16 protein-coding genes, 1 tRNA gene and 1 pseudogene are annotated in these 18,839 nt (G+C 67.7%); 14 read left to right on the top strand and 4 right to left on the bottom strand.

The genetic code is table 11. The features are described from left to right. The first annotated feature begins 18 nt into the window (after nt 1-18). The 9 genes from murC (at nt 19) to ABQF13_RS18390 (ending at nt 7,595) form a co-directional block, all read left to right on the top strand. Nucleotides 19-1,440: a UDP-N-acetylmuramate--L-alanine ligase gene (murC, locus tag ABQF13_RS18430; protein WP_448394318.1), complete on the top strand. Its 1,422-nt coding sequence runs from the start codon at nt 19-21 to the stop codon at nt 1,438-1,440. Further along, nucleotides 1,437-2,321 (top strand): cell division protein FtsQ/DivIB, encoded by an 885-nt coding sequence (locus ABQF13_RS18425; protein ID WP_448394216.1) that lies wholly within the window; start codon nt 1,437-1,439, stop codon nt 2,319-2,321. Before murC ends, ABQF13_RS18425 begins: the two co-directional genes overlap by 4 nt. Before the next feature lie 207 nt (nt 2,322-2,528). After that, a complete protein-coding gene (gene ftsZ, locus ABQF13_RS18420; protein ID WP_448394215.1) occupies nt 2,529-3,686 on the top strand; it encodes a cell division protein FtsZ in 1,158 nt (385 codons plus the stop codon). Between the two features lie 28 nt (nt 3,687-3,714). After that, entirely contained in the window at nt 3,715-4,422 is a 708-nt protein-coding gene (gene pgeF / locus ABQF13_RS18415; RefSeq protein WP_448394214.1) for a peptidoglycan editing factor PgeF, read from the top strand. Then, complete coding sequence (locus ABQF13_RS18410; RefSeq protein WP_448394213.1) at nt 4,419-5,171, top strand: YggS family pyridoxal phosphate-dependent enzyme; 753 nt, start codon at nt 4,419-4,421, stop codon at nt 5,169-5,171. The genes pgeF and ABQF13_RS18410 overlap by 4 nt, the downstream gene beginning before the upstream one ends. Before the next feature lie 65 nt (nt 5,172-5,236). Beyond that, complete coding sequence (locus ABQF13_RS18405; protein ID WP_448394212.1) at nt 5,237-5,875, top strand: cell division protein SepF; 639 nt, start codon at nt 5,237-5,239, stop codon at nt 5,873-5,875. A gap of 103 nt (nt 5,876-5,978) precedes the next feature. Further along, nucleotides 5,979-6,269, top strand: a complete 291-nt coding sequence (locus ABQF13_RS18400) for a YggT family protein (protein ID WP_448394211.1) — start codon at nt 5,979-5,981, stop codon at nt 6,267-6,269. Nucleotides 6,270-6,436: 167 nt separating this feature from the next. Continuing rightward, entirely contained in the window at nt 6,437-7,249 is an 813-nt protein-coding gene (gene wag31, locus ABQF13_RS18395; RefSeq protein ID WP_448394210.1) for a DivIVA-like cell division protein Wag31, read from the top strand. Between the two features lie 34 nt (nt 7,250-7,283). Then, nucleotides 7,284-7,595: a DUF308 domain-containing protein gene (locus tag ABQF13_RS18390; protein WP_448394209.1), complete on the top strand. Its 312-nt coding sequence runs from the start codon at nt 7,284-7,286 to the stop codon at nt 7,593-7,595. Here the strand turns inward: ABQF13_RS18390 and ABQF13_RS18385 are convergent. Then, nucleotides 7,592-8,269, bottom strand: a complete 678-nt coding sequence (locus tag ABQF13_RS18385) for a phosphoribosyltransferase (protein ID WP_448394208.1) — start codon at nt 8,267-8,269, stop codon at nt 7,592-7,594. The genes ABQF13_RS18390 and ABQF13_RS18385 overlap by 4 nt on opposite strands. A gap of 63 nt (nt 8,270-8,332) precedes the next feature. On the opposite strand from ABQF13_RS18385, the gene ABQF13_RS18380 reads away from it, so the two are divergent. From ABQF13_RS18380 to ABQF13_RS18365, 4 genes are all read left to right on the top strand, one after another. After that, the gene (locus tag ABQF13_RS18380; RefSeq protein ID WP_448394317.1) at nt 8,333-9,676 is read left to right on the top strand and encodes a TIGR01777 family oxidoreductase; all 1,344 of its coding nucleotides are present in this window, start codon (nt 8,333-8,335) and stop codon (nt 9,674-9,676) included. Nucleotides 9,677-9,723: 47 nt separating this feature from the next. Next, a complete protein-coding gene (locus ABQF13_RS18375) occupies nt 9,724-11,010 on the top strand; it encodes an HNH endonuclease (RefSeq protein WP_448394207.1) in 1,287 nt (428 codons plus the stop codon). A 149-nt stretch (nt 11,011-11,159) separates the two neighbouring features. Then, nucleotides 11,160-12,584 carry a nitrate/nitrite transporter gene (locus ABQF13_RS18370; RefSeq protein WP_448394206.1) on the top strand — a complete coding sequence of 475 codons (1,425 nt, stop codon included), beginning with the start codon at nt 11,160-11,162 and terminating at the stop codon, nt 12,582-12,584. An 8-nt stretch (nt 12,585-12,592) separates the two neighbouring features. Beyond that, nucleotides 12,593-16,315 (top strand): bifunctional nitrate reductase/sulfite reductase flavoprotein subunit alpha, encoded by a 3,723-nt coding sequence (locus ABQF13_RS18365; RefSeq protein ID WP_448394205.1) that lies wholly within the window; start codon nt 12,593-12,595, stop codon nt 16,313-16,315. 18 nt (nt 16,316-16,333) lie between these two features. Here the strand turns inward: ABQF13_RS18365 and ABQF13_RS18360 are convergent, their stop codons facing one another. From ABQF13_RS18360 to ABQF13_RS18350, 3 genes and pseudogenes are all read right to left on the bottom strand, one after another. Beyond that, a complete protein-coding gene (locus ABQF13_RS18360) occupies nt 16,334-16,768 on the bottom strand; it encodes a type II toxin-antitoxin system VapC family toxin (RefSeq protein ID WP_448394204.1) in 435 nt (144 codons plus the stop codon). Nucleotides 16,769-16,771: 3 nt separating this feature from the next. After that, nucleotides 16,772-17,056 (bottom strand): annotated as a pseudogene (locus ABQF13_RS18355) (type II toxin-antitoxin system Phd/YefM family antitoxin); the annotation flags it as partial. A gap of 272 nt (nt 17,057-17,328) precedes the next feature. Continuing rightward, nucleotides 17,329-17,417, bottom strand: a tRNA-Leu gene (locus ABQF13_RS18350). A gap of 81 nt (nt 17,418-17,498) precedes the next feature. Here ABQF13_RS18350 and ABQF13_RS18345 point away from each other — a divergent pair. After that, nucleotides 17,499-18,833, top strand: coding sequence for a M20/M25/M40 family metallo-hydrolase (locus ABQF13_RS18345; protein WP_448394203.1), 1,335 nt, complete (start codon nt 17,499-17,501; stop codon nt 18,831-18,833). The last annotated feature ends 6 nt before the right edge of the window (nt 18,834-18,839 follow it).

Genomic DNA, 18,839 nt, shown 5'->3' with positions numbered 1-18,839 from the left:
GACCTGCAGCGCGTGCACATGGTCGGCATCGGGGGAGCGGGTATGTCGGGCATCGCGCGCATCCTGCTGGACCGTGGCGGCATGGTGTCGGGTTCGGATGCCAAGGAATCGCGCGGCGTCCTCGCGCTGCGCGCACGCGGCGCATCGATCCGCATCGGCCACGACGAGTCCTCGCTGGACCTATTGCCCGGCGGGCCCACCGCAGTGGTCACCACGCACGCCGCGATCCCCAAGACCAACCCTGAACTGGTCGAGGCGCGCAAGCGTGGAATCCCGGTGGTGCTGCGCCCGGCGGTGCTCGCCAAGTTGATGACCGATCACACGACGTTGATGGTGACCGGGACACACGGCAAGACCACCACCACCTCGATGCTCATCGTCGCCTTGCAGCACAGCGGTTTTGACCCGTCGTTCGCTGTCGGAGGCGATCTGGGGGAGGCCGGCACCAACGCGCACCACGGCAGCGGGGACTGTTTTGTCGCCGAGGCCGACGAGAGCGACGGCTCGCTGCTGGAGTACACCCCCGACGTCGCCGTGGTGACCAACATCGAGGCCGACCACCTCGACTTCTTCGGCAGCGTCGAGGCCTACACAGCGGTGTTCGACGATTTCGTCGAACGCCTCAAACCCGGTGGGGCAGTTGTGGTCTGCGCTGACGACCCCGGCGCGGCGGCGCTTGGCGAGCGCACCGAGGCGCTGGGCATCCGGGTGCTGCGCTACGGCAGCGACCCGGGCCAACCGCTGGACGCCACCCTGCTCAGCTGGGAGCAGCACGACACCGGCGCGGTCGCGCACATCCAACTGGCCGGCGAACCGCACGCGCGGGTGATGCGGCTTTCGGTGCCCGGACGGCACATGGCGCTCAACGCACTCGGTGCGCTGCTGGCCGCGATGCAGGTCGACGCGCCGGTGGACACGGTTCTCGACGGGCTCGCCGGATTCGAAGGCGTGCGCAGGCGGTTCGAGTTGGTGGGAACCGCATACGGGGTGCGGGTCTTCGACGACTACGCGCATCACCCGACCGAGGTCCGCGCCACGTTGAGCGCGCTGCGCACCGCGACCGAACAGGCCGGGCAGGGGCGCGCGATCGTGGTTTTCCAGCCGCACTTGTATTCGCGCACAGAGACTTTCGCCCGCGACTTCGGCAGGGCGCTGGACGGGGCCGATCAGGTGCTGGTGCTCGACGTGTATGCCGCGCGCGAACAACCGATCGCCGGGGTGAGCGGCGCCAGCGTCGCCGAACACGTCAGCGTGCCGGTGAGATACATCCCGGACTTCTCCGCCGTCGCCGAACAGGTCGCCGAGCTCGCCGAGCCCGCCGACGTCGTCGTCACGATGGGTGCCGGTGATGTGACCATGCTCGGCGCGGAAATCCTCGTCGCGCTGCAGGCCAAGGCCAATCGCAGCGCGCCGGGCAAATCCGGGACGGCGCTGCGATGACCGAACCGACGGACACCAACACCGACCCGGCCGCCGAACCGGTGATGCCCGCCGCCGCACCGGATTACGAGGGGCCGCGGCGCCGGGCGCGGCGCGAGCGCGAAGAACGACGCGCCGCCCAGGCCCGCGCCACCGCGATCGAGCAGGCCCGGCGCGAAGCCAAGCGCCGCGCCATGGGCCAGACCGTCGAAGAGACGAAAAAGCTTGGCAAAGGCACGGTTCGGGGTCTGAAGATGTTGATGTGGACGGCGCTGATCAGCGTCGTCGTGGTCGGTCTCGGACTGCTGCTGTACTTCACGCCGGTCATGTCGGCACGCAACGTCGCGGTCGTCGGGCTGGATGCCATACCCGAGGAACAGGTCATCGACGCGGCCGCCGTGGCACCCGGCACACCGCTGCTGCAGGTCGACACCGACTCGGTCGCCGAACGGGTGGCGATGATCCGCCGGGTGGCCAGCGCGCGGGTGCAGCGGCAGTACCCGTCGACGCTGCGCATCACCGTGGTCGAACGGGTGCCCGTCGTGGTGAAGGACTATCCGGACGGACCGCACCTCTTCGACCGCGACGGGGTCGACTTCGCCATCGAGGTGCCGCCGCCCGGTGTGCCGTACCTCGACACCGAAACGCCCGGACCCAACGATCCGCCCACCCAGGCGGCGCTGCAGGTGATGACCTCGTTGCCGCCGGAGGTGGCCGCCCAGATCGCGCGCATCTCCGCGCCGTCGGTCGCCGCGATCACGTTGAAGTTGCTCGACGGGCGGGAAGTGGTGTGGGGCACCACCGATCGCACCGAAGAGAAGGCCGTGACACTGGCGGCTCTGCTCACCCAGCCGGGCCACATCTACGACGTGTCCAGTCCGGATTTGCCTACGGTCAAGTAGCGCCGCGGCGCCCGGTGCCGCAGAAGTTTCGAAAAATCTCGACACGCGCGTCGGCGCGCCTGCATGGATACCCCGCGACCTCGTCCTACCGTTCTGGTTGCGCGGAACAACTTGACATAACTATAACCCTCTGGTTGAGGTTGAGAGTTTACTGGATGTGTTCAAGCCGTTCGGCGTCCCACCGGCAACCAGGGAGGAAGGCGATCGATGACCCCCCCGCACAATTACCTCGCCGTGATCAAGGTCGTCGGCATCGGCGGTGGCGGCGTCAATGCCGTCAACCGAATGATCGAACAGGGCCTCAAGGGCGTCGAGTTCATCGCGATCAACACCGATGCGCAGGCGCTGTTGATGAGCGATGCCGACGTCAAGCTCGACGTCGGACGCGAGTCCACCCGTGGGCTCGGCGCCGGCGCCGACCCCGAGGTGGGGCGAAAGGCCGCCGAGGACGCCAAGGATGACATCGAGGAGCTGCTGCGCGGCGCCGACATGGTGTTCGTCACCGCCGGTGAAGGCGGCGGCACCGGCACCGGCGGCGCACCTGTGGTTGCGTCGATCGCCCGCAAGCTCGGTGCGTTGACCGTCGGCGTGGTGACGCGGCCGTTCTCGTTTGAGGGCAAGCGCCGAAGCAACCAGGCCGAGCTCGGGATCCAGGCGCTGCGCGAGAGCTGCGACACCCTGATCGTCATCCCCAACGACCGGCTGCTGCAGATGGGCGACGCCGCCGTGTCGCTAATGGATGCGTTCCGCAGCGCCGACGAGGTGCTGCTCAACGGCGTGCAGGGCATCACCGACCTGATCACCACCCCGGGCCTGATCAACGTCGACTTCGCCGACGTCAAGGGCGTGATGAGCGGGGCGGGCACCGCGTTGATGGGCATCGGCTCGGCACGCGGCGACGGGCGTGCGCTCAAGGCCGCCGAGATCGCAATCAACTCGCCGCTGCTGGAAGCCTCGATGGAAGGCGCCCAGGGCGTGCTGCTGTCGGTGGCCGGCGGCAGCGACCTCGGCCTGTTCGAGATCAACGAGGCCGCCTCGCTGGTGCAAGACGCCGCACATCAGGACGCCAACATCATCTTCGGCACGGTCATCGACGACTCGCTGGGCGACGAGGTGCGCGTCACGGTCATCGCGGCGGGCTTCGACTCCAGCGGACCGGGCCGCACCCCGGTCGTGAGCTCCTCGTCCACGTCGACCCCGCCGATCGAGTCGGGCAAGGCAGGCAAGGTGAGCACCTCGCTGTTCGAGCCCTCCGACCCCGCCAGCGTGCCTGCGCACACCAACGGCGCGACGGTCAGCATCGGCGGCGACGACGGCGGCATCTCCGACGACGACGTCGATGTCCCGCCCTTCATGCGCCGCTGAGCCTGAGCTTGACGCAATACTGGCGACCGTGACGGTTCGCATTCGGCGCGTGACCACCACCCGCGCCGGCGGCGTCTCCGCGCCGCCCTACGACACCTTCAACCTCGGCGACCACGTCGGCGACGATCCTGCCGCGGTGGCAGCCAACCGCAAGCGGCTGCGCGCGGCGATCGGCCTCGGCGACGACGCGGTGGTGTGGATGAACCAGGTGCACGGCGACCGCGTCGCGGTGGTCGACGGCCCACCCCAGGCTGCCCTCGACAACACCGACGCCCTGGTGACCGCGACGCCGCGGTTGGCGCTGGCGGTGGTGACCGCCGATTGCGTCCCGGTGCTGATGGCCGACGCGCGCGCCGGCGTGGTGGCCGCCGTGCACGCCGGACGCGTCGGCGCGCAGCAGGGAGTGGTGGTGCGCGCGGTCGAGGCGATGCTCGGCCTGGGCGCGCATGCCGAGGACATCTCCGCGCTGCTGGGCCCCGCGGTCAGCGGACGCAACTACGAAGTGCCCGCCGTCATGGCTGACGAGGTCGAGGCCGCGCTGCCAGGCAGCCGCACGGTGACGGCCAGAAACACGCCGGGCCTTGACCTGCGCGCCGGAATCGCCCGGCAACTCACGGGTTTGGGGATCACCGCCGTCGACATCGATCCGCGGTGCACCGTCGAGGACACCACCCTGTTCAGCCACCGGCGCGACGCCCCCACCGGGCGGATGGCTTCGCTGGTGTGGATGGAATGACGGCGACGGTGGCGACGACGCGTGAACTCGAACTGGCCGAGGCGCTCAGCGCGCTGCGGGCCCGCATCACCGATGCCGCGGAGGCGGCCGGACGCGCTGAGAACGAAATCGAATTGCTTCCCGTCACAAAATTCTTTCCGGCCTCCGACGTACTTGTTTTGACGCAATTGGGCTGCCGTTCTTTTGGCGAGTCCCGCGAACAGGAAGCCTCCAGAAAGATCGCGGAACTGCGTGAAATGGCGGGCGCGACAACGGTTCGCTGGCACATGGTCGGGCGCATTCAACGCAATAAAGCGCGCGCGATCGCCGGGTGGGCCTACGCGGCGCACTCCGTCGACAGCCGCAAGGTGCTCGACGCACTCGACCGCGCTGCCACCGAGGCGCTGGCAGACGGGCGACGCACCGAACCCTTGCGCGTCTGCATCCAGCTCAGCCTCGACGGCGACGAACGCCGTGGCGGCGTCTACGTGGAACGCCCCGATCTCGTCGACGAAATGTGTGCGGCAGCCGAGGCCGCCGCGGCGCTGGAGTTCGCGGGGCTGATGGCGATTCCGCCGCTCGACGCGGACGCCGATACCGCATTCGGCCGGTTACAAACCGAGCATCAGCGGGTACAAAACCACTATCACCAGCGGCTCGAGCTGTCGGCAGGGATGTCTGACGACCTCGAGGCGGCGATCAAACACGGCTCCACATGTGTGCGTGTCGGTACCGCGCTATTGGGGCCACGTCCTCTAACGTTCCCTTGAAGTAGTCACTCTAGTCACATCTTCATCACAGACACCAGAGCCTGCGTTACCAGAAGGGTCGAGCGATGAGCACACTGCACAAGGTCAAGGCTTACTTCGGCATGGCGCCGATGGATGACTACGACGACGAGTACTACGACGAAGAGGACCGCGCCCCGATGCGCGGCTACTCCCGTCGCCCCCGAGACGACCGGTTCGACGACGACGGCTACGGCCGGGGCTACGACGACCGTGACTACGACGACCCGCCGGTCGGCTACCGCGGCGGTTACGCCGACGAGGGCCGCTTCGAGCCGCGCCTGCGCGCCCCGCGTGAATTCGACCGGCCGGCACCGCGGTTCGGCGGTTCACTGCGCGGTGCGACCCGTGGCGCGCTGGCGATGGACCCGCGCCGGATGGCGGAGCTTTTCGAGGCGGGCAGCCCGCTATCGAAGATCACTACGCTTCGGCCCAAGGACTACAGCGAGGCGCGCACCATCGGTGAGCGGTTCCGCGACGGCACCCCGGTGATCATCGACCTCGTCACGATGGACAACGCCGACGCCAAGCGGCTCGTCGACTTCGCCGCCGGCCTGGCCTTCGCGCTGCGCGGCTCGTTCGACAAGGTGGCCACCAAGGTGTTCCTACTCTCGCCGGCCGACATCGACGTCACTGCCGAGGAGCGCCGCCGCATCGCCGAGGCGGGCTTCTACGCCTATCAGTAGGCTCGCTGCGTTGTACAGGTAGGCTGGCCTGGCGCTTGAGGCTGTGGCAGCCGAGAGCCTCCGTCTTGCCAAACGTCACACCGTCCGTAGCGAGGTCGCTCCGTTGTCGCAGTTCTTCCAGATCCTGGGCTTCGTCCTGTTCGTGTTCTGGCTGCTGCTCATTGCCCGCGTCGTAGTCGAGTTCATCCGCACGTTCTCCCGCGACTGGCATCCCAAGGGTGCGACGGTGGTGATCCTCGAGATCATCATGACCCTGACCGATCCGCCGGTGCGGCTGCTGCGGCGCCTGATTCCGCAGCTCACAATAGGTGCCGTGCGGTTCGATCTGTCGATCATGGTGTTGTTGCTGCTGGCGTTCATCGGCATGCAGCTCGCGTTCGGCGCGGCCGCCTGAGCGCCGATCCGCGCCGCTTCGCCCCGGTAAAATTCGTTCTTAATTATTAACCTCGCCTGCAACCGACGGGTCTGGTGTGACAGGATGGACGCCAGTTACGCCCAGTGATAAACCAAGGCTCTACACTTTGAGATCGGTTGACGGTCCAGACTCCAAGGGGGCATACGATGCCGCTCACACCCGCCGACGTTCACAACGTCGCGTTCAGTAAGCCACCGATCGGGAAGCGCGGGTACAACGAGGACGAGGTCGACGCGTTCCTCGACCTGGTCGAGGCCGAACTGGCCCGCCTGATCGAAGAGAACACCGATCTGCGTCAGCGCGTCGCCGAACTGGACCAGGAGCTTGCGGCCGCCCGCGCCGACGGCGGCGGCCAGGCAGCAGCGGCACCGAGCGTCCCGCAATACGAACAGCCCGCCGAGCCGGCGCCGCAGCCCGTATACGAGGCACCCGCCGCCACGGCGTCCACCGCGTCCACCGAGGATCAGCATCTGCGCGCGGCCAAGGTGCTCAGCCTGGCGCAGGACACCGCCGACCGGTTGACCGGCAGCGCCAAGGCCGAGTCCGAGAAGATGCTTGCCGACGCACGCGCACAGGCCGACGCGATGGTCAGCGAAGCCCGCCAGACCGCCGAGACCACCGTCGCCGACGCGCGCCAGCGCGCCGATGCGATGCTGGCCGACGCGCAGACCCGCTCGGAGGCACAGCTGCGTCAGGCCCAGGAGAAGGCCGACGCGTTGCAGGCCGACGCCGAACGCAAACACTCCGAGATCATGGGGACCATCAACCAGCAGCGCACCGTGTTGGAAGGCCGTCTCGAACAACTGCGGACCTTCGAGCGTGAATACCGCACCCGGTTGAAGACCTACCTGGAATCCCAGCTCGAAGAACTCGGCCAGCGCGGCTCGGCCGCACCGGTCGACTCCGGAGCCAATAGCGAAAGCGCCGGCTTCAACCAATTCAATCGGGGCAATAACTAGCGCTCCGAGGCTTCCGTCCACCTAGGGTTGATCAATGCTGATCGTTGCGCTCGTGCTCGCCGTCATCGGCCTGGCCGCGCTGGTAACCGCAGTCGTCACAAGCAATGAGCTGATCGCCTGGGTGTGTATCGCCGCCAGCGCCATCGGTGTCCTGCTGTTGATCGTCGACGCAGTGCGCGAACGAAGCAGGGGCAGCACCGAGGAAGCCGAAGAGGCCGAGACCCCCGCCGAGGCGGAGCAGTTCGACGCCGAGTACCCCGACACCGATGCGGAACCACCCCGGGATCTACCCGAGGATGACGCGGAGACCACCGTCGTCGAACAGGCCGACGATAACAACCGCTAAACCGTTGGGGTAGCGAGCAATTCGCGAACCTCGTCGTCGGTGACCTGACGGAAGTCCTGGAACACCTGCCCGACCGCTTCGAACCCGGCCGGCATCGTCACGCACACCACCTCGTCGGCTTCGGCCGCCATCTCGCGGCAGGCGGACGGCGCGCCCACCGGCACCGCGACCACCAGCCGCGCCGGCCCGCCGGCCCGCACCGCGCGCACGGCCGCGAGCATGCTGGCACCGGTGGCGATGCCGTCGTCGACCAGGATCACGATGCGCCCGGAAACGTCGACCGGCGGACGGTCGCCGCGGTAGGCGCGTTCGCGTCGGTGCAGCTCCTCGGTTTCGCGGTTGATGACATCCTGCAGTTGTTCGTCGCTGATGCGGAGGCTGCGCACCACGCTGTCGTTGAGCACAATGCCGCCGCCGCTGGCCAGTGCGCCCATCGCCAGCTCCGGCCAGTGCGGCACTCCGAGCTTGCGGACCAGGAACACGTCCAGCGGTGCGTGCAACGCCGACGCCACGTGCCATCCGACCGGAACCCCGCCGCGCGCTAAACCCAGCACCAGCACGTTGTCCTTGCCGCGGTAGGACGACAACTCCTCGCCGAGGACCTCGCCGGCTTCCTGCCGGTTCGCAAAGACCCGCTCCGAATTCCGTCGGGCGAGCCCACCCCATCCGCTCATCGCAGCCACTTCGCTATCGGGAACGCTCTCAGCCTACGACGATTGGGTATCCAATGGCTCAACATGGGAATCGAGTACCAGAGCTTCGTCGATCACCGGCTCGACGAGGTGTTCGGCTGGCACACCCGACCGGGCGCGATGCGCCGCCTGGTGCCGCCGTGGCAGCCGATGAAGGTGGTCGCGGAGACGCAGTCGCTGGCTGACGGCCAGGCGGTGCTCGGCCTGCCGGGCGGGCTGCGCTGGGTGGCCCAGCACGATCCGGCGCGCTACGCGCCGCCGTACCGCTTCGTCGACGTGCTTTCGTCGGAAGGCCCGACGTCGTGGCCGGTCAGGGTGGTCGGGCGGTGGACACACAGCCACGAGTTCAGCGAGGTATCCGGCGGCACGCGGGTCTGTGACCGGGTCGAGGCGCCGGTTCCGGGCGCGGCGCTACGGCCGATGTTCGTCTACCGGCACCGCCAGCTCGCCGACGACCTGGCCGCGCACCGCGACGCGGCGGCCGCCGGGTTGCCACCGCTGGTGGTGGCGGTGACCGGCGCGTCAGGGCTGGTCGGGACTGCGCTGACGGCGTTCCTGAGCACCGGCGGGCACCGGGTGATCCGGCTGGTGCGGCGGCCGGCGAGCTCCGACGACGAGCGGCAGTGGGATCCCGACCGGCCGCACCCGCAACTGTTGGCGGGCGTGGACGCCGTCATCCACCTGGCCGGTGCGTCGATCGCCGGACGCTTCAACGAGGCGCACAAGGCCGCGATCCGCGACAGCCGCGTTGAACCCACCCGGCGGCTGGCCGAGGTGGCGGCTGCGGGCGGCCCGCGCGTGTTCGTCACCGCTTCGGGGGTCGGCGTCTACGGTGCCGACCGCGGCGACGCCGTGCTCGATGAGGACAGCGACCGCGGCGCGGGGTTTCTGGCCGACGTGGTCGCAGACTGGGAAGCCGCGACGACACCTGCCGACGCGGCCGGGGTGCGGGTGGTCACGGTCCGCACCGGGGTGGTGCAGTCCGCGCGCGGTGGCACGTTGCGGCTGCTGCGGCCGCTGTTCGCGGCCGGGCTTGGTGGGCGGCTCGGCAGCGGCCAACAGTGGTTGGCGTGGATCGGGTTGGATGATCTGCTCGACGTGTATCTGCGCGCGCTGTATGACGACCGCCTGAGCGGACCCGTCAATGCCGTCGCGCCGACCCCGGTGCGCAACGCCGACTACACCGCGGCGCTTGCCCGCGTAATGCGACGCCCGGCGGTGTTACCGGTGCCGTCGCTGGGGCCGCGGATCCTGTTGGGGCAGCAGGGTGTCCGCGAAGTCGCCGAGGCCAGCCAGCGGGTGGTGCCGGCCAAGCTCGAGGCGCTGGGGCACCGGTTCCGCCGTCCGCGCATCGACGCCGCGCTGGCGCACGAACTCGGACGAGGCTGAGCGGCGCGAGTCCAAAACTTGTCGGTGGGGGGCTATATCGTTGGGTCATGTTCGATTTGACCGAGCTGGCCGCGGTGGATCCGCATGCTGACGAGGCTGTGTTGGTCGAACGGATCGCGGTGTTGGAGCAGGTGAAGTCTGCGGCGGCTGCGGGTCAGGCCCGGGCGGCGGCGTTGTTGGACGCCAAACGCCGTGCGGCGGAGGCGGCTGCGGGGGTGCCCAGGGCCAAGAGAGGTAACGGGTTGGCCAGCGAGGTGGCTTTGGCCCGCCGTGAGGCGCCCACGTGCGGGGGTAGGCATCTGGGTTTTGCCAAGGCGCTGGTGCATGAAATGCCGTATACGTTGGCGGCATTGGAGTGTGGGGCGCTTTCGGAATGGCGGGCGACGGTGATCGTGCGCGAATCGGCCTGCCTGAGTATCGAGGATCGGCAGACGCTGGATGCCGAAATGTGTGCCGATATCGCAGCCCTGGATGGCATGGGTGATAAGCGGATCGAAACCGAGGCCAAAAAGATCGCGTATCGGCTCGATCCGCAGGCGGTGGTCGATCGGATGGCCAAGGCCGAAAAGGACCGCAACGTCAGCGTGCGCCCAGCTCCGGATTCAATGACTTATGTGACCGCGTTGCTGCCGGTGGCTCAGGGGGTTGGAGTGTATGCGGCGCTCAGACGCGCCGCCGACACCACGTTCGACGGGCGACCGCGGGGCCAGGTGATGGCCGACACCCTGGTCGAACGCGTCACCGGTCGGCCCGCCGAGCAGCCTGAGCCGGTAGCAGTCAACATGATCATCAGCGATCAGACCCTGCTGGGTGATGACGAGCACCCGGCGGTGGTGGACGGGTATGGGCCGATTCCGGCGTCGGTGGCGCGCAAGGTGGTGGCCGCAGCGGTGGCCGACAAGAAGTCGGTGGCCACGTTGCGCCGGTTGTATCGGCACCCCAAGTCGGGGGCGCTGGTGGCGATGGAGTCACGCACACGGCGGTTTCCCAAGGCGTTGGCCTTGTTTATCGGGTTGCGCGATCAGAGATGTCGCACCCCCTACTGTGATGCGCCGATCCGGCATCGTGATCATGCGGTGCCGCATCATCGGGGTGGGCCCACCAGCGCGGTCAACGGGTTGGGCGCGTGTGAACACTGCAATTACGTCAAGGAAGCACCAGGCTGGCATGTGACCGGCTGTGAGGTCGACGGCGCGCATGAAGCCGAGTTCATCACGCCTACTGGGGCGCGATATCACTCCAAGGCGCCACCGTTGCCGGGGCCAGCGCCGATCACAATCAGCGAAGTCGAAATGCACATCAGCATCGAACTCGCCAACCTCCACGCCGCTTAACGTCGCGGCCCAAAGTGACCTGGCTCGCAATTGTTTCGGGCGGGTTTCCTCGACCGCGCATCGGCCGCTCACGCGGAATGAGGCAGTGTTGATGTACGCGACACGACGGTGCAACGGTCGCGGAATGGCTTCGCGTCAGCCTTGTTCACGTGAAGACATTGAGCCGCGGGCGCACCATCGAGCACTGGGACGCCGAAGATGTCGAGGCCTGGGAATCCGCCGGTAAGCACATCGCCAGACGCAACCTGATCTGGTCGATCTTCGCCGAGCACGTCGGGTTCTCGGTGTGGTCGATCTGGTCGGTGATGGTGCTGTTCATGCCGCAGGACGTCTACCGGATCGACGCGGCGGGCAAGTTCTATCTGGTCGCGATCCCCACCCTGGTCGGCGCGGCGATGCGCATCCCGTACACGATCGCGCCCGCCAAGTTCGGCGGACGCAACTGGACGATCGTCAGCGCCCTGCTGCTGCTCGTTCCGACCCTGATGACGCTGTGGGTGATGGGGCGACCCGAGACCTCCTACACCACGTTCATGGTCGTCGCGGCGTTCGCCGGGTTGGGCGGCGGCAACTTCGCGTCGTCGATGACCAACATCAACGCCTTCTACCCCCAGCGGCTCAAGGGTTGGGCGCTGGGACTGAACGCCGGCGGCGGCAACATCGGTGTTCCGGTGATCCAGCTCGTCGGTCTGTTGGTGATCGCCACGGTGAGCAACACCGCGCCCGAAATCGTCTGTGCCATCTACCTTGCCCTCATCGCGACAGCCGCCTTGGGCGCGACGCTGTTCATGGACAACCTCGGCAATCAGCGGTCCAACCTCAGCGCGATGGCAGAGGCGTTGCGATTTAAACACTCCTGGGTGATGAGCTTTCTCTACATCGGCACCTTCGGATCGTTCATCGGGTTCTCGTTCGCCTTCGGCCAGGTGCTGCAGATCAACTTCCTCGCCGGCGGTGACAGCCCGGCCCAGGCCTCGCTACATGCCGCCCAGATCGCCTTCCTCGGACCGCTGTTGGGCTCCATCTCACGACCGTTCGGCGGTAGGCTGGCCGACCGGATCGGCGGCGGAAAAATCACCCTGTACACCTTCGTGGCGATGATCTTCGCCGCCGGAATCCTCGTCACCGCAGGCATGCTCGACGACCGCACTGCCGGCGCCGCCACCGACGGACAGATGATCGCCTACGTCGCCGGCTTCATCTGCTTGTTCATCCTCTCCGGCATCGGCAACGGCTCCACCTACAAGATGATCCCGTCAATCTTCGAGGCCAAGGCCCAGGGCCGCATCGACTGGACGCGCAGCGAGAAGGCGGCATGGTCGCGCAGCATGTCCGGTGCGCTGATCGGATTCGCCGGCGCGGTCGGTGCGCTCGGCGGCGTGTTCATCAACGTCGTGCTGCGCGCCTCCTACGTCAGCGACGCGAAGTCGGCCACCAACGCCTTCTGGGTGTTCCTCGGCTTCTACCTCGTCTGCGCGTTCGTCACCTGGTTCGTGTTCCTGCGCATCCAGACCGCACGCGCCGGTGCGGGCGAGCAGACCGGCCGGGCACCGGCGCCGGTGACCGCGACTTGACGGCGCCCATGACGAACACCGTGACCCGCACCGCGTGCTCGTACTGCGGTGTCGGATGCGGCATCGAGGTGCACACCCGGACCGACGGTGACACCGGCCGACCCGTCATCGCCCGGATCACCGGTGACAAGCTGCATCCCACCAACGCCGGTCGGCTATGCACCAAAGGTGCCACGCACGCGGAGATGATGCGCGCCGACGATGACCGGTTGACCTGCGCGCTGATGCGCCGCGGCGAGCAGCTCGTCGCGGCCGACGTCGACGAGGCGGCCGCCGAGGCCGGCCGGCGGTTACGCGCCATCGTCGATGAGCACGGACCCGATGCCGTCGCGCTGTATGTCTCCGGCCAGATGTCCATCGAGGCGCAGTATCTGGCGACCAAGCTGGCCAAGGGTTTCCTGCGCACCGTGCACCTCGAGTCGAACTCGCGGCTGTGTATGGCCAGTGCAGGCACCGGGTTCAAACAGTCGCTGGGCGCCGACGGCCCACCGGGCTCCTATGACGATTTCGACTGCACCGAACTGTTTTTCGTCATCGGGTCGAATATGGCCGACTGCCATCCGATCCTGTACCTGCGGATGGTCGACCGGTTGAGGGCCGGCGCCAAGCTGATCGTCGTCGACCCGCGCCGCACCACCACCGCCGAACGCGCCGACCTGTTCCTGCAGATCAAACCCGGAACCGATCTGGCGCTGCTGAACGGTCTGCTGCACCTTCTCGTCGCAAGCGGCCACGTCGACCACCGGTTCATCGCCGAGCACACTGAGGGCTGGGACGCCATGCCCGCCTTTCTCGCCGACTATCCACCGGCCACCGTCGCCGCGATCACCGGCCTGGCCGAATCCGACATCCGCACCGCGGCCGGCATGATCGCCGACGCGGGGGAGTGGATGACCTGCTGGACCATGGGGCTCAACCAGAGCACGCACGGCACCGCGAACACCAACGCGATCTGCAACCTGCACCTGGCGACCGGCGCGATCTGCCGACCGGGAAGCGGCCCGATGTCGCTGACCGGCCAGCCCAACGCCATGGGCGGACGCGAAATGGGTTATATGGGACCGGGTTTGCCCGGACAACGCGCGGTGACGTCGGCGGCCGACCGCGCGTTCGTCGAACAGCAGTGGGGTCTGCCGTCGGGTACCGTCCGGTCCGACGTCGGGACCGGCACCATCGACATGTTCCGCCGCACCGCCGACGGCGACATCAAGGCCTGCTGGATCATCTGCACCAACCCTGTTGCCTCCGTGGCGAATCGGGGCACAGTGCTCGATGCGCTGCAGCGCGCGGAGCTCGTCATCACCCAGGACGCCTACCGTGGCACCGCGACCAACCGGTACGCCGATATCGTGCTGCCCGCCGCGATGTGGGCCGAATCCGACGGTGTGATGGTCAACTCCGAACGCACCATGACACTGCTGCAGCGGTCGACCGCCCCGCCCGGGCAGGCCCGACCGGACTGGCGACTGATCTGTGAGGTCGCAACGCATCTGGGCTTCGGAGAGCACTTCAGCTACGACTCCAGCGAGCAGATTTTCGACGAGATCCGCGGTTTCACCAACCCCGCCACCGGATACGACCTGCGCGGAATCAGCTATGCGCGGCTGCGGGATACGCCGCAGCAGTGGCCATGCCCGCCGGACGGTGGCCCGCGGAACCCGATCCGCTACGTCGACCGCGGTGCACTGCGGTTCCCGACGCCGTCGGGGCGCGCGCGGTTTTGCGCCCGCCCACACGTCGACCCGGCCGAACGCATCGACGACGACTATCCGTTCGTACTCAACACTGGCCGGCTGCCGCACCAATGGCACACGATGACCAAGACGGGCAGGGTCGCCGCACTCAACAAGCTTGACAACGGCCCGTTCGTCGAGATTCATCCCGCCGATGCCGCGGAGCTGCAGATCGTGGAAGGTCAACGCGTGGAGCTGATCTCGCGACGTGGCCTCGCGGTGCTTCCAGCGGTGATCACCGAGCGGGTGCGGCCCCGCAACTGCTTCGCGCCGTTTCACTGGAACGACGAACAAGGTGAGCTGCTCACCGTCAACGCAGTGACCAGCGACGCCGTCGACCCCGACTCACTGCAACCGGAGTTCAAGGCGTGCGCGGTCACCCTTCGTCCGGTGGGCCCGGCGCCTGCTGCCCGCACGGTCGCTGCGCCGCCGCATCCCGGTGACGGACCCCTGGTGCTGTGGGCGTCGCAGACCGGCACCGCCGAGGCGGTCGCCACCCGGTTGGCCGATCGGCTCGGCGACGCGCACCTGGTCAACATGGACGACGCGGAATTGACGCACCTGGGGAGCGGCCGGGACGTGTTTGTTGTCACCAGCACGTTCGGGGACGGGGAGCCGCCTGATAACGGGGTGGGCTTCTGGGCGCGTCTCGGATCTCCGGACGCGCCGAGGCTGGACGGCATCCGGTATGCGGTGCTCGGGATCGGCGACCGCTCCTATGCCAACTTCTGTGGGCACGCCAAATCGATCGACACGAAATTCGCCGCGCTCGGGGCGACGCGGATGCTCGAGCGCGCCGAATGCGAGGCGCACGACGACGAACCGATACGACGCTGGGCCGATAGCGTCGGCACGCTACTCGGAAAGGCGAGCGCGCCGGTGACGACGGTCGCCGAACCGTTCACCCGCGCGCAGCCGATCGTCGTTCCGTTGGTGCGCAACACCCTGCTGACCGCGTCCACATCGCGGAAGGAGGTGCGCCAGTGTGGCTTTGACATCTCAGCGCACGACGTCAGCTACGCCACCGGCGATTCGCTGGGGGTGTTCGCCGAAAACGATCCGGCGGTCGTGGAGGCGTGGTTGATCGCGACCGGGCTGCGTGGCGGGCAGGTCGTCGAGGTGGACGGCACCGAGATGAGCCTGCGGGACGCGCTGACGACGCACTACGACATCTGCCGGGTCACGCCGGATCTGCTGCGGTTCATCGCCGACCACAGCCGCGACGCCAAACCGCTGCGCGCATCGGCGGACAAGCGCGACAAGTGGCTGGTGGGCCGCAACGGGCTTGATCTAGTGCAGCGGTTCGTCGTGCATGCCGATCCGGTGGAGTGGCAGCAGGTGCTGGTGCGGCTGACGCCGCGCAGCTACTCGATTTCGTCGAGCCCGCTGGTGAGCCCGCACGAGGTGCAGTTGACGGTGGCGGTGGTGCGCTACCGCGGGGCCGACGGCGGCCCGCGCGGCGGGGTCTGTTCGACGTATCTGGCCGACCGGGCGGCCTCGGCGCCGGTGTTTCTGCAGCGCTCGCCGCATTTCCGGCCGCCCGAGGACGGCGCGACGCCGATGATCATGATCGGCCCGGGTACAGGGGTGGCGCCGTTCCGCGGGTTTCTGCAGGAGCGACGCGCCCGCGGCCACACCGGCCGCAACTGGCTGTTCTTCGGCGAGCGGCACCGCCGCGAGAACTATTACTACCGCGACGATTTCGAGGACATGGCCCGCGACGGGCTGCTCAACCGCTTGGATCTGGCGTTCTCCCGCGACCAGGCCAAACCGGTGTACGTCCAACACAAGATGCTTGATTACGGCGCCGACGTATGGCGGTGGATGACCGACGGCGCGCACTTCTACGTTTGCGGCGACGCCGCCCGGATGGCCAAAGACGTCGACGCCGCGCTGACCAAGATCATCGAACGCCACGGCGGCATGTCACACGAGCAGGCCCACAACTACAAACGCGAACTGGTGGCCACCAAACGCTACGTGCGCGACGTGTACTGATGTGGTGTCCGAGGGGGACTAGGGGTCGAGTTGGGCGGGGGCGACTCGGCACCCGGCGGCTTGGGCTCCAGCGTGCAGGCGTCGGTCCCAGACGGCGACGATCAGTTCCGGGTCGTCGATAGCCAACGCGCTGGCCAGATGGACGGCGTCGGCTCCGCGCAAGGCATGGGCTCGGGTGAGGTAGCCGGCGTGCTGTTCGACCGTCGCGGTGAGCTCGACGGGGCGGGTGGCGGCCCAGAATTCCTCCCAGTGACGCTCGGCGTTGGCGAGCCCGGATTCGGTTAGATCGTGGTTGCGGGCCGCCGCGGCGAGTGCGGCGCGGACTTCGGGGTAAGCCAGGCGGCTGGACAACGCGGCGTCGCAGCCGTCCCATAACGCGGCCGCAAGGGAGCTCCCTGTCTCAGTGGTGAGAAGTTTTACGAAGGCGCTGGCGTCGAAGTAGACGAGCGGCACCGGTCAGCGCCGCTGGTCGCTGACCCGGTCCGACACCGGCCGTCGCGGTCGGGGCTTGGACCGGCCCGTAGCGACGGGCCGTCGGGCGGCGGCCTTGCCGATCACACCTTCGGCGGTGAGACGTTCTAAGGTGTCCGTGCTGTCCACCGCGACCAATCGCGCGATCGGAATCCCACGGTCGGTGATGACGACCTCACCGCCCGCTCGCGCCCGATCGAGCCAATGGCTGAGATGCGCGCGCAAGTGGGTCACAGATACGTCCACACCTTGAATTGTACATTCACTGATCAATATAGTTGTACATATTAATTCTGAGCGCAGCGGCGGGCCTGAGAGATTGGGATGATCCAATCACGGGTCAACGAAAGCGCCGCGGTTGAAACCGCTGCGGGAGAACGCGCTCAGCCGCGTCACTAAGGCGGCGACCGTCCGTGGTACCCGCAAGTGCCGGACGTGACCGTCAATATCCCGAGCGACGCGGACTTCCATAACGTCATCGGGGAGTACGGTCGGCCCTAGGTTCGAATCTATGTTTCGCACCCCTGACGTTGCGCGGTTGCTGGTGTCCGAGGGGGGACTTGAACCCCCACGCCCGTTAATAGGGCACTAGCACCTCAAGCTAGCGCGTCTGCCATTCCGCCACTCGGACCAGTTCTGGGCAGCTAAGGCTATCGGATCACCGATGCCGGACCCAAACCCAACCCATCCCCACAATGGTACGAATGGTGACGTGTCCGCGCCGTCGCAAGCCGAAGCCGAAATAGTTGACATCGTCAGCACCCTGATCCGGTTCGACACCTCCAACACGGGTGAGCCGGAAACCACCAAGGGCGAGGCCGAGTGCGCCCACTGGGTGGCCGAGCAGCTGCAGGAAGTGGGCTACCAGACCGAATACATCGAGGCAGGCGCGCCGGGGCGGGGCAACCTGTTCGCCCGGCTCGAGGGCGCCGACCGTCAGCGCGGGGCCCTGATGCTGCATGGCCACCTCGACGTCGTGCCCGCCGAACCGGCCGACTGGAGCGTGCACCCGTTCTCCGGCGCGGTTGAGAACGGCTACGTGTGGGGCCGCGGCGCCGTCGACATGAAGGACATGTGCGGGATGATGATCGCCGTCGCCCGCCACTTCAAACGTTCGGGCATCGTGCCCCCGCGCGACATCGTCTTCGCGTTCGTCTCCGACGAGGAGGCCGGCGGCGACTACGGCTGCAAGTGGCTGGTCGAGCACCGGCCCGACCTCTTCGAAGGCGTGACCGAGGCCATCGGCGAGGTCGGCGGCTTCTCGCTGACGATCCCGCGCCGCGACGGCGGTGAGCGCAGGCTGTACCTGATCGAGACGGCCGAGAAGGCGATGATGTGGATGCGGCTGACCGGACGCGGCCGCGCGGGCCACGGCTCGATGATCAACGACGACAACGCCGTCACCGCCGTCGCCGAGGCGGTCGCCAAACTGGGCCGCCACCAGTTCCCGATTGTGCTGACCGACTCCGTCGAGCAGTTCCTGACGGCCGTCGCCGAGGAAACCGGCTACACCTTCGACACCAACTCACCCGACATCGAGGGGGCGATCGCCAAGCTCGGCCCGATCGCCAAGATCGTCGGCGCGACGCTGCGCGACACGGCCAACCCCACCATGCTCAACGCCGGCTACAAGGCCAACGTCATCCCCGGCTCGGCCGAGGCGGTGGTGGACTGCCGGGTGCTCCCCGGACGGCAGGCCGCCTTCGAACGCGAGGTCGACGAGCTCATCGGCCCCGACGTCACCCGGGAATGGATCACCAACCTGCCGTCGTATGAGACCACCTTCGACGGCGCCCTCCTCGACGCCATGAACGCCGCGGTGCTGTCCGCCGACCCCGAAGCTCGCACCGTGCCCTACATGCTTTCGGGCGGCACCGACGCAAAACACTTCGCGCGGTTGGGAATTCGATGTTTCGGGTTCTCGCCGCTGAAGCTGCCGCCGGATCTGGATTTCGCATCGTTGTTCCACGGCGTCGACGAACGGGTACCCGTCGACGCGTTGAAGTTCGGTACCCGCGTACTCGAACACTTCCTGCTGAACTGCTGATTCCAA

It is taken from the genome of Mycolicibacterium sp. XJ879 (assembly GCF_053483935.1).
This window is presented reverse-complemented; position numbering and strand designations above follow the sequence as displayed.